The organism is Luedemannella helvata (genome assembly GCF_039528415.1).
In the GTDB taxonomy this organism is placed as follows: domain Bacteria; phylum Actinomycetota; class Actinomycetes; order Mycobacteriales; family Micromonosporaceae; genus Luedemannella; species Luedemannella helvata.
Genome location: NZ_BAAALS010000019.1, coordinates 109,349 through 119,076, shown reverse-complemented (window position 1 = coordinate 119,076; position 9,728 = coordinate 109,349). Strand labels below are relative to the sequence as shown.

Here is a 9,728-nt window from a genome sequence, read left to right as displayed (position 1 = left end):
GGCACCGGGCCGCTGCGGGCCGCCGGCGCGCTCGCCGGAGGCGCGCGGCGCCGCGGCCGCGGCCGGACGGCCGCCACCGGACCTCGGCTCACGGGCACGGTCATCGGGGCCAGGGCTGGGGAACACGCCCCGATCGTGCCATGCGCGTGCCCGCAGGACGACCCAGGGCGACCAGGAGGCCCGACATCGGCAGGACAACCCGGACTTTGTGACGACTACCACACGCAGCGTGCCTGGGGCGCGGGAACGAATCCCATGAGCTGGGAAGGCCCGTTGTATCCAACGCCTCCACCCTCGCGCCGTCCCGGAAAGGCGCAGGCCAGGTGAGCCCTCACACGGCGACGAAAATCCTCACAACGGAAACCCGGGCACAGTGTGGGCGTAGCCACATTCTCGCAACATCCGAACGGTTGACCTGCGCCTGCGGGGTCATCAGCTACAGTCACCTGATATCCACCCGTCAGCGAAGCCGGGGCCTTCCCGAGAACGGTGTCTTAACACCGCCGACACGGAGGTGACGCGTGGAGATCCTGCTGCTAACCACGATCAACGGGTCAGCTAACAGTGAGGTCCCAACCACCGTCCTGCCCGCCCTTGATCTCCTCCCCCACTCCGTGCGCACGGCCCCTCGGGACGTGCGCGCTCTTGTTGCCGGCACCAGCCCCGACGTCGTGATCGTGGACGCCCGCGCCGAACTGGCCGAGGCCCGCGCCACCTGCCGCATGCTCCACGCGACCGGCCTCGGAGTCCCGCTGCTCGCGGTCGTCGCCGAGGCGGGCCTCGTGGCCCTCAACGCCGACTGGGGCATCGACGACGCCATCCTGACCTCCGCCGGTCCCGCCGAGGTGGAGGCGCGCCTGCGCCTCGCCGTGGGCCGCCTCACCACGGCCGCGGCCGTCGGCAGCGGCCTCATCCGCGCCGGCGAGCTGGCCATCGACCCCGACACCTACGCCGCCAAGCTCAAGGGCCGCCCGCTCGACCTCACCTACAAGGAGTTCGAGCTGCTCAAGTTCCTCGCCCAGCACCCCGGCCGGGTCTTCACCCGTGACCAGCTGCTGCGCGAGGTCTGGGGCTACGACTACTTCGGCGGCACCCGCACGGTCGACGTGCACGTGCGGCGCCTGCGGGCCAAGCTCGGCTCGGAATACGAGTCCATGATCGGCACGGTGCGGCAGGTCGGCTACAAGTTCGTGGTCCCGTCCAGCCGGTCGTTGCCTGACTCCGACCCGCTCGGGGTGCACCTGTCGAAGACGCTGCCCGCCTCCGTCTGACACCGGACCCCTAACCGGCACACGTCGGCCGCCGTACCCACCAGTCGGCGGCCGACGTCGTACCCGGCCCGGGCGGCTACCGTGAAGGGCGTGAGCACCAACCACCCCGACGTCGAGCGCACCGACCGGCTCACGGCGGCGGACGCGGCAGCCGTGTTCCGACTCGCCGGGGCGGCCGGCGATGCCGACGGCGCGTACCCCCTCTCCGAACACACCACGCTGCACCTGCGCCACGGCGGCGACCGCCCGGCCGTGCACCTGCTGATCCGCGACGGCGCCGACGTCGTCGGGTACGCGCACGTGGACACGACCGACATCGTCGAGGGGGCGGCCGCGGAACTGGTGGTCCACCCGCTTCGCCGCCGGCACGGGTACGGGCGGGCGCTCGCTACCGCCGCCATGGCCGTCGCCGCCGAGCGCGACCCGGCCGGGCGGCTGCGCCTGTGGGCGCACGGCGACCACCCGTCCGCCTCCGCGCTGGCGCTGTCGCTGGGCTTCACCCGCGTCCGCGCGCTGTGGCAGATGCGCCGGTCGCTGCACACGCCCGTACCCGAGCCGGTGCTCGCCGACGGCGTGGCCCTGCGCGCGTTCCGGCCCGGCGCCGACGACGAGGCGTGGCTCGCCGTCAACGCGCGCGCGTTCGCCGACCATCCCGAGCAGGGCCGCTGGACCCTCCCCGACCTGCGCACCCGCATGGCGGAGCCGTGGTTCGACCCGGCCGGTTTCCTGCTCGCGGTCAACGCCGACGACGACACCCTGCTGGGCTTCCACTGGACGAAGGTCCACGGCGGCGACCACGATCCCATCGGCGAGGTCTACGTGCTCGGCGTCGATCCCGCCGCGCAGGGCATGGGGCTGGGCCGCACGCTGACCCTGGCCGGCCTACGCCACCTGCGCGAACAGGGCCTGTCCCAGGTGATGCTCTATGTGGATGAGGCCAACCGGGGAGCCGTGGCCCTCTACACGGCGCTCGGCTTCGCGCGCTGGGCCACGGACGTCTCCTACAGCCGCTGACGGCAGATCACACGCCGATCCGCTACGCCAGCGTGGACACGGTCACCAGGTGGGCGCCGTCCGGGGTGGTGCGCAGGCGGGTCAGGATCGGGGCCCTCACCGACCGGGCCGCGCCCTCGGCCAGCACCTCGTCGATGTCGGAGTGCCGCGCCAGCAGCGAGAAGGTGTGCCGCGTCGGCGGCAGCATCGGCAGCCCGAGGGCGTCGGCCGGGCGCAGCCACTGGGCCTCGTCGGCCTCGGCGTCGTGCCGTGCGACCTGGCCCTGCGGCATCCGCGCGACGAAGAAGAACGCGTCGAAGCGGTACGGCTCGAACTCCGGCGTGAGCCAGCGGTCCCACGGCACGAGCAGGTCGGAGCGCACGGCCAGCCCGGCGGACGCGAGGAACTCGGCCAGCCCCAGGTCCCGGCGCACCAGCGCCTCCCGCGCCCGCTGCCACGCCGGCCCGCTGACGTCGTCCACCAGCGCCTCCCCGTGGTCAGCGGGGTCCGAACCGGCAACGGGGCCGGCGAGCAGCACGCCGCACTCCTCGAAGAGTTCCCGGACGGCCGCGCACACGACCGCGGCCGCCTCGGCCTCGGGCAGGTTCAGCCGCTCCGCCCACCACGCGGGCGGCGGGCCGTGCCAGGCCACCGCGCCGGCCGCCTCGGCGGAGGCGTCCCGGGTGTCGACCGAGCCGCCCGGGAAGGCGTACATGCTCGGCGCGAAGGCCATCGTGGCCGCGCGGCGCAGCGCGTATACCTCGAAAGATCCGGGCGCGGGCCGTAACAGCACGACGGTGGCCGCGCGGCGCGGCGTCGTGGGGGTCGCCCCGGACGCGGCGAACTCGCGGGCCCGGTCGACCAGCCACGCGGGCGCGGGATAGCTTGCCTCCACACAGTTGACCTTATGCCCTGTACGGTCGCTGGCATGACGACGCCGATCAGGTGGGGCATCCTGGCCACGGGCTGGATCGCGACCCAGTTCACCGAAGACCTCAAGCTGCTGCCCGACGCGGTGGTCGCCGCCGTGGGTTCGCGGTCCACGGAGGCCGCCGAGCGGTTCGCGGCGAAGCACGCGATCCCCCGCGCGCACGGGTCCTGGCGGGCGCTGGCGGAGGACCCGGACGTCGACGTCGTCTATGTCGCCACGCCGCACCCGGCGCACCACGAGGCCACGCTGCTGTGCCTCGACGCGGGCAAGCCGGTGCTGTGCGAAAAGCCGTTCACGTTGGACCGGGCCAGCTCCCAGGAGCTGGTGGACGCCGCCCGGCGCAGCGGCCTGTTCCTCATGGAGGCCATGTGGATGCGGGCCAACCCGGCGATCCGGCGCATCGGCGAGCTGATCTCGGACGGCGCGATCGGGGAGGTCGCGTCGGTCGACGCGAGCTTCGGGGTGGGCGGCCCGTTCGACCCGTCGCACCGGATGCGCGCGAAGGAGCTGGGCGGCGGCGCCCTTCTTGACCTGGGCATCTACCCGGTGACGTTCGCCCACCTGTGGCTGGGCGCGCCGGCCGAGATCCGGGCGTGGGCGTCGCTGTGGCCGGAGGGCACGGACGCGAACACCGGCATGGTCTTCGGCTACGACTCGGGCGCGGTGGCCACGCTGCACTGCGGCGCCGTCGGCGTCTCCGGCATGCGCGGGTCGATTGTGGGCAGTACGGGCCGCATCGAGGTGCCCGGGCCGTTCTTCCGCCCGAACGGGTTCCTGCTGATCCGGGGAGAGGACGTCGAGGAGTTCGACATCCCCTTCCGGGGCAACGGGATGAGCCACGAGGCCGAGGAGGTCATGCGCTGCCTGCGCGAGGGCCTGCTCGACTCGCCGCTCATCCCGCAGGCCGAGACCCTGGAGATCATGGGCGTGCTGGACGCGGTCCGCGCCCAGATCGGCGTGACCTACGACTAGCCGAAGAAGGGCCGGATGGCGAAGAAGCAGAGCATCGCCATGCCGCCCGCGGCCGGGAACGTCAGGAACCACGCCATCACGATGTTCCCGGCCACGCCCCACCGCACGGACGAGAGCCGCTTGGTCGCGCCCACACCCATGATCGCCGAGGTGATCGTGTGCGTGGTCGAGATGGGCAGGCCGAAGCTCGTGGCCGCGACCAGCACCGAGGTGGCCGTGGTCTCCGCGGCGAAGCCCTGCGGCGGGCCGAGGTGGATCACGCGGCGGCCCAGGGTGCGGATGATCCGCCAGCCGCCCGCGTACGTACCGGCGGCGAGCACGGCGGCGGTGAGGAAGTTGACCCACACCGGGATGCCGTTGCCCTCGTGGAAGCCGCCGACCGTGAGCGCGAGCACGACCACACCCATGATCTTGGCAGCGTCCTGCATACCGTGACCGACCGACATACCGAATGCGGACACGGTCTGCGCGATGCGGAAGCCCCGGTTCAGCTTGCCCGGGTTGCCGCGCCGGAAGATCCACATCACGCCGAGCATCACGAGGTAACCGAGGATGAAGCCCACCACGGGCGACAGGAACATCGGGAGGACGACCTTCTCGACGATGCCCATCCACTTCACGACGCCGCCGGCCGCGAAGATCGTGGCGCCGACGAGGCCGCCGATGAGCGCGTGCGAGGAGGACGACGGGATGCCGAACGCCCACGTGATGAGGTTCCAGATCGTGGCGCCGACCAGCCCGGCGAGCACCACGCCGAGGCTGGCGTGGTTCTCCGGCAGCGCGACGATTCCTTTGCCGACGGTCTGCGCGACGCCGCTGCCGAGGAACGAGCCGAGGAGGTTGCCGACCGCGGCCATGCCCAACGCCACCCGCGGCGTGAGCGCGCGCGTCGAGACCGAGGTCGCGATGGCGTTGGCCGCGTCATGGAAGCCGTTGGTGTAGTTGAACCCCATCGCGACCGTGATCACGATGACGGTTCCGAGGAGTTCCGCGCTCAAGGGACTCAGGACTCCTTGACCGCGATCGTCTCGACGGTGTTCGCCACGTGCTCGAAGGCGTCGGTGGCTTGCTCCAACTCGTCGGCCACCTCCTTCATCTTCAGCACGGTCAGGGCGTCGTACTCACCGGAGAAGAGCCGGACGAGCAGCATCCGGTAGGCGCGGTCGCCCTCGTTCTCCAGGCGGTTGCACTCGATCCAGTAGTCCTTGAGGTCCTTCATCGTCTTCAGCCGCGGCATGGCCTCGGCCGTGACGCGCGCCTGCCGGTCGATGACGTCGATCAGCTCGAGCATCTCGCGCGGCAGCGCGGGCATCTTCGTCAGGCCGTACAGGTAGACGAGGTTGCCGGTCGCCTCGATGTGGTCCATGACGTCGTCGAGCTGCGACCCGAGGCGGTAGATGTCCTCGCGGTCGAACGGCGTGATGAACGAAGTGTTGATCTTGTTGTAGAGCGCGTGGGTGATCTGGTCGCTGTCGTGCTCGATGTCGCCGAGGCGCTCCGAGACCGACTGCACGTCCGCACCCGGCACGGCCAGCTCCGACAGCAGTTCCGCGCCCTTGACGAGGTTCTGGGCCGCACGCGTGAAGTAGTCGAAGAACGTGTCGTCCTTCGGGCGCAGCTTGAATCGCACGGTCATCCACCTCGTGTTAACGGAATGTCATCTCAGCACAGCGGTCAGCGTGGGCCGGGGTTCACCCGTGCGACCGGGGGGAATGCTAGGGCGCGCGCCGACCCGCCGACAGATCGGGGTGGCATTCGCAAAGATCGTTCATTGTTTGTTCACCTTCCGTTTGCCAAGCCGGTTACCCAGGTACGGCGCCCGTTTCATCCGCCTCCGCCAGCCTCCGGCGCTGCTCAGGCACATCGAACTGCACCGATGGGTAGGCCAGCGCCATGCCGTCGAGCGTCTCGCGCGTCAAGGTGGCCACGGCCCAGTTGCGATACCACTTGCGATCGGCCGGAACGACGTACCACGGGGCGGCGGGCGTCGAGCACCGCGCGAGGGCGTCAGCGTAAGCGGCCTGGTAGTCCGCCCAGCGGGCGCGCTCGTCCACGTCGGCCGGGTCGAACTTCCACCGCTTGGCCGGGTCGTCGAGCCGGGCCAGCAGGCGCTCGCGCTGTTCATCGGCCGATATGTGCAACATCACTTTGATAAGCGTCACACCGCCGGACACGAGCCCCGCCTCGAACTCGTTGATCTCGTCGTACCGGCGTTGCCAGGTGCGCTCCGGGACCAGCCCGCGCACGCGCGCGGCCAGGACGTCCTCGTAGTGCGACCGGTTGAACACGCCGATCGCGCCGGCCGGCGGCACCGCCTGGGCCACCCGCCACAGGAAGTGGTGGCGGCGCTCGACGTCGGTCGGCGGGCCGAACGCCACGACCCGCAGCCCCTGGGGGTTCAACGCGCCGGCCACGGTGCGGATCGTGCCGTCCTTGCCGCCGCAGTCCATCGCCTGCAGGACCAGCAGCACGCGGCGGGGGTCGGCGGCCACCTTCGCGGACGCGTACAGCTTGTTCTGGCTCTCGGCGAGCGACCCGCCGATCGCGGCGACCGCCGAGCGCGACCACCCCTTCGGGTCCCCGTCCAGCAGGACGGACGGGGGCAGGCCCGGCGTCGCGCGCGGATCGACCGCGGCGAGATCGAAGGGCGGATCCGATCGCACCGCGAGCAGGGAGCGCAGCTCACCCTCGCGCGACGGCATAACAGATATCATTTCGTACGTCCCGGAGGTTAGCGGGCAAAATGTCACCCGCCGCCGGAAAGTCCGACGGCGGTTACCGAATACCCCCGGCGCACCTGAGCGCACACGCGCGACGGGCGTGGCGGTGTGCGTCAGCGCACCCGGGCCAGCCAGTGGTGATAGTCACGGGAGAACGGTTCCACGTCCCCGCGCAGCGCCTTGTCCAGGTAGGCGACGGCCGCGAGCGCCTGCTCCACGACGTCCCCGGTGTAGCCGTACCGGGCCCGGTGCGCCACGAACTCGTCCTCGTCGAGGACCTCCACCTCGCCGGTGCGGCGGCGGCGCACGTCCAGGTCGAGGTCGACGACCGTCACCTCGTCCGGCGCCAGCCAGCGCGGCGGCGTCGTCACGTCACAGTAGATCTCCGTGGGCTTCGGCACGTCGTTGAAGGTCGCCGTCCACCAGCCGTCCCTCGGCACGAGGACCACGTGCGCGTAGTCGACCGCCCGGCCGGTGGCCCGCCCCCGGCGGGCGATCGCGCCGGCCGGGGCCCCGAGCCAGACACCGTGCTCGTCCTCGCCGAGGCGACGCATGGGCGAGGACCAGTGCGGGCTCCCGTCGTACTTGCGGAAGACCAACCTGACCTCGTCGTCACCGGACACCTCCCGCAGCGTAGTTGCCCTCCGCGACGCGCGCTGTGGAAAACCTGACTGGGCGTCACAGGCGCCCGGTAGCGTCGTCTCCCGTGACTGTCCCTCCCTCGGTCGAAGAACTGCTCGCCACGGCGGTCGGCGGCGTCCCCGGCGGCGCCCAGCGCCCCGGCCAGGTGGCCATGGCCCAGGCGGTGGCCCGCGCCGCCGAGTCCGGCGAGCACCTGCTCGTGCAGGCCGGCACCGGCACCGGCAAGTCGCTGGCGTACCTGGTGCCCGCCCTGCTGGCCGAGCCGCCCGTGGTGGTCTCCACCGCGACGCTCGCGCTGCAGCACCAGCTCGTGGAGCACGACCTGCCCCGGCTGGCGCAGGCCGTCACCCCGGCGCTGGGCCGCACGCCGACCTTCGCCGTGCTCAAGGGACGCCACCACTACGTCTGCCTGGCCAAGCTGGAGGCCGCCGACGAGCAGGAGCCCGACGGCCTGTTCGACCTGGACGACGGCGGGCTCGGCGGCGGCAGGCCCACCGGCGGCGCGACCCGGCCCGGCGGCGGCACCCGCTGGCTCGGCGAGGCCGGCCGGCTCGGCAAGCAGATCCAGCGGCTGCGCGACTGGGCGATGGAGACCGAGACGGGCGACCGCGACGAGCTAGACCCCGGCGTCGACGACACGGCCTGGCGGCTCGTGTCCACCCCGGCGCGCGAGTGCGTCGGGGCGGCCCGGTGCCCGTTCGGCGAGGACTGCTTCGCCGAGGCCTCCCGCGCCCGGGCCCGCGAGGCCGATGTGGTGGTCACCAACCACAGCCTGCTCGCCGTCGACATGATCGCGGGGCGGCACATCATCCCGCAGCACGAGCTGCTCGTCATCGACGAGGCGCACGAACTCGTCGACCGGGTCAGCTCCGCCAGCCAGGCCGAGATCAGCCCCGAGCTGGTCGAGCGCGCCGGCCGGCGGGTGCGCACGGTGCTCGACGCCGACGCGTACGAGCGGCTGACCGAGGCCGCCGACGCCGTCGCGATCGGCCTGGTCGAGGCGCCCGTCGGCCGGGTCACGGGCGGGCTGCCGCCGGCCCTGCGCGACGGGCTCATGCTGGTCGACGCGGCCGCCCGCAAGGCGCACGACAGCATCGGCGACATCAAGCAGGACGATCCGGACCCGGTCCGCAAGCAGCAGGCCCGCGCCTGGCTCGCCGAGCTGGCCACCACCGCCCAGCGGATGCTCGCCGAGGACTCCTCCGACGTCATCTGGGTCGAGCGCGACGACCGCCGCCGCAGCGCCGTGGTCGTCGCCCCGCTCAGCGTGGCGCACACGCTCGCCCTCAACCTGTACGAGGAGCGCACGGTCGTCGCCACCTCCGCGACACTCGCGCTGGGCGGCGAGTTCGCCACGGTGGCCCGCTCGCTCGGCCTCACCGCCCCCGGACCAGCCGCCGGGCGGGCGGCCGCGCCCGCGCAGCGCGACCCCGCCGCGAGCGCCCGCGACGCCGTTGTCGGCGCGCGCGAGGCCGTGGCCAGCGGGGACGCGGCGCTCGACCTGCCGTGGCGCAGCCTGGACGTCGGCTCGCCGTTCGACTATCCCAAGCAGGGCATCCTCTACGTGGCCGCGCATTTGCCCCGGCCCCAGCAGTCCGGCCTGGCCGAGCCGGCCGCCGCCGAGCTGGTGCGGCTGGTGCGCGCGCTCGGCGGGCGTACGCTCGGGCTCTTCTCCTCCCGCCGCGCCGCCACCCAGGCCGCGGAGGTGCTGCGCGCGCAGACCGACCTGGAGATCCTGGTCCAGGGCGAGGAGGCGCTGCCGCTGCTCGTCAAGCGCTTCCGCGCCGAGCCGACGAGCTGCCTGCTCGGCGTCATGTCGCTGTGGCAGGGCGTCGACGTCCCCGGCGACGCGTGCCAGCTGGTGGTCATCGACCGGCTGCCGTTCCCGCGCCCCGACGAGCCGCTGGCCGCCGCGCGCGCCGCGGCGGTCGACGCGGCGGGCCGCTCCGGGTTCGCGGAGGTCAGCGTCCCCATCGCGGCCGTACGCCTGGCACAGGGCGTGGGCCGCCTGATCCGCTCCGCCAGCGACCGGGGCGTGGTGGCGGTGCTCGACTCCCGGCTGGAGACCGCGCGCGGCTACGGCGGCTTCCTGCGCCGCACCCTGCCACCGTTCTGGTACACGACCAGGCCGGAGGTCGTCATGGGCGCGCTGACCCGGCTGCGCACCACCCACGCGACGCCGGAGCCCGCGCGCTGACG

Annotated in this window: 9 protein-coding genes; 4 read left to right on the top strand and 5 right to left on the bottom strand. The window is 72.6% G+C overall.

What is annotated here, in order from left to right:
• The first annotated feature begins 521 nt into the window (after positions 1-521).
• Together ABD191_RS19460 and mshD are read left to right on the top strand one after the other, a co-directional pair.
• Positions 522-1,271: a winged helix-turn-helix transcriptional regulator gene (locus tag ABD191_RS19460; RefSeq protein ID WP_344083797.1), complete on the top strand. Its 750-nt coding sequence runs from the start codon at positions 522-524 to the stop codon at positions 1,269-1,271.
• A gap of 90 nt (positions 1,272-1,361) precedes the next feature.
• A complete protein-coding gene (gene mshD, locus ABD191_RS19455; RefSeq protein ID WP_344083794.1) occupies positions 1,362-2,285 on the top strand; it encodes a mycothiol synthase in 924 nt (307 codons plus the stop codon).
• Positions 2,286-2,307: 22 nt separating this feature from the next.
• Here mshD and ABD191_RS19450 read toward each other — a convergent pair whose 3' ends face one another.
• Positions 2,308-3,159, bottom strand: coding sequence for an NUDIX hydrolase (locus ABD191_RS19450; RefSeq protein ID WP_344083791.1), 852 nt, complete (start codon positions 3,157-3,159; stop codon positions 2,308-2,310).
• 33 nt (positions 3,160-3,192) lie between these two features.
• Here ABD191_RS19450 and ABD191_RS19445 point away from each other — a divergent pair, with 33 nt between their 5' ends.
• Positions 3,193-4,167, top strand: coding sequence for a Gfo/Idh/MocA family protein (locus ABD191_RS19445; RefSeq protein WP_344083788.1), 975 nt, complete (start codon positions 3,193-3,195; stop codon positions 4,165-4,167).
• Here ABD191_RS19445 and ABD191_RS19440 read toward each other — a convergent pair.
• The 4 genes from ABD191_RS19440 to ABD191_RS19425 all read right to left on the bottom strand — a co-directional run bounded on the left by ABD191_RS19440 (position 4,164) and on the right by ABD191_RS19425 (position 7,510).
• Positions 4,164-5,165 (bottom strand): inorganic phosphate transporter, encoded by a 1,002-nt coding sequence (locus tag ABD191_RS19440; protein ID WP_344083785.1) that lies wholly within the window; start codon positions 5,163-5,165, stop codon positions 4,164-4,166. The genes ABD191_RS19445 and ABD191_RS19440 overlap by 4 nt on opposite strands.
• A gap of 5 nt (positions 5,166-5,170) precedes the next feature.
• Positions 5,171-5,803, bottom strand: coding sequence for a DUF47 domain-containing protein (locus ABD191_RS19435; RefSeq protein ID WP_425560769.1), 633 nt, complete (start codon positions 5,801-5,803; stop codon positions 5,171-5,173).
• A 166-nt stretch (positions 5,804-5,969) separates the two neighbouring features.
• Complete coding sequence (locus ABD191_RS19430; RefSeq protein ID WP_344083782.1) at positions 5,970-6,869, bottom strand: PPK2 family polyphosphate kinase; 900 nt, start codon at positions 6,867-6,869, stop codon at positions 5,970-5,972.
• Positions 6,870-7,000: 131 nt separating this feature from the next.
• A complete protein-coding gene (locus tag ABD191_RS19425; protein ID WP_344083779.1) occupies positions 7,001-7,510 on the bottom strand; it encodes a DUF402 domain-containing protein in 510 nt (169 codons plus the stop codon).
• A gap of 170 nt (positions 7,511-7,680) precedes the next feature.
• Between ABD191_RS19425 and ABD191_RS19420 the strand changes: the two genes are divergently transcribed.
• Positions 7,681-9,726, top strand: coding sequence for an ATP-dependent DNA helicase (locus ABD191_RS19420; protein ID WP_344083809.1), 2,046 nt, complete (start codon positions 7,681-7,683; stop codon positions 9,724-9,726).
• Positions 9,727-9,728: the final 2 nt, after the last annotated feature.

What these genes read in the sequence shown, in the direction of transcription:
- ABD191_RS19445 (WP_344083788.1), top strand. Translation starts at nt 3,193, where the DNA reads ATGACGACGCCGATCAGGTGGGGCATCCTGGCCACGGGCTGGATCGCG.
- ABD191_RS19435 (WP_425560769.1), bottom strand. Translation starts at nt 5,803, where the DNA reads ATGACCGTGCGATTCAAGCTGCGCCCGAAGGACGACACGTTCTTCGAC.
- ABD191_RS19430 (WP_344083782.1), bottom strand. Translation starts at nt 6,869, where the DNA reads ATGCCGTCGCGCGAGGGTGAGCTGCGCTCCCTGCTCGCGGTGCGATCG.
- ABD191_RS19420 (WP_344083809.1), top strand. Translation starts at nt 7,681, where the DNA reads ATGGCCCAGGCGGTGGCCCGCGCCGCCGAGTCCGGCGAGCACCTGCTC.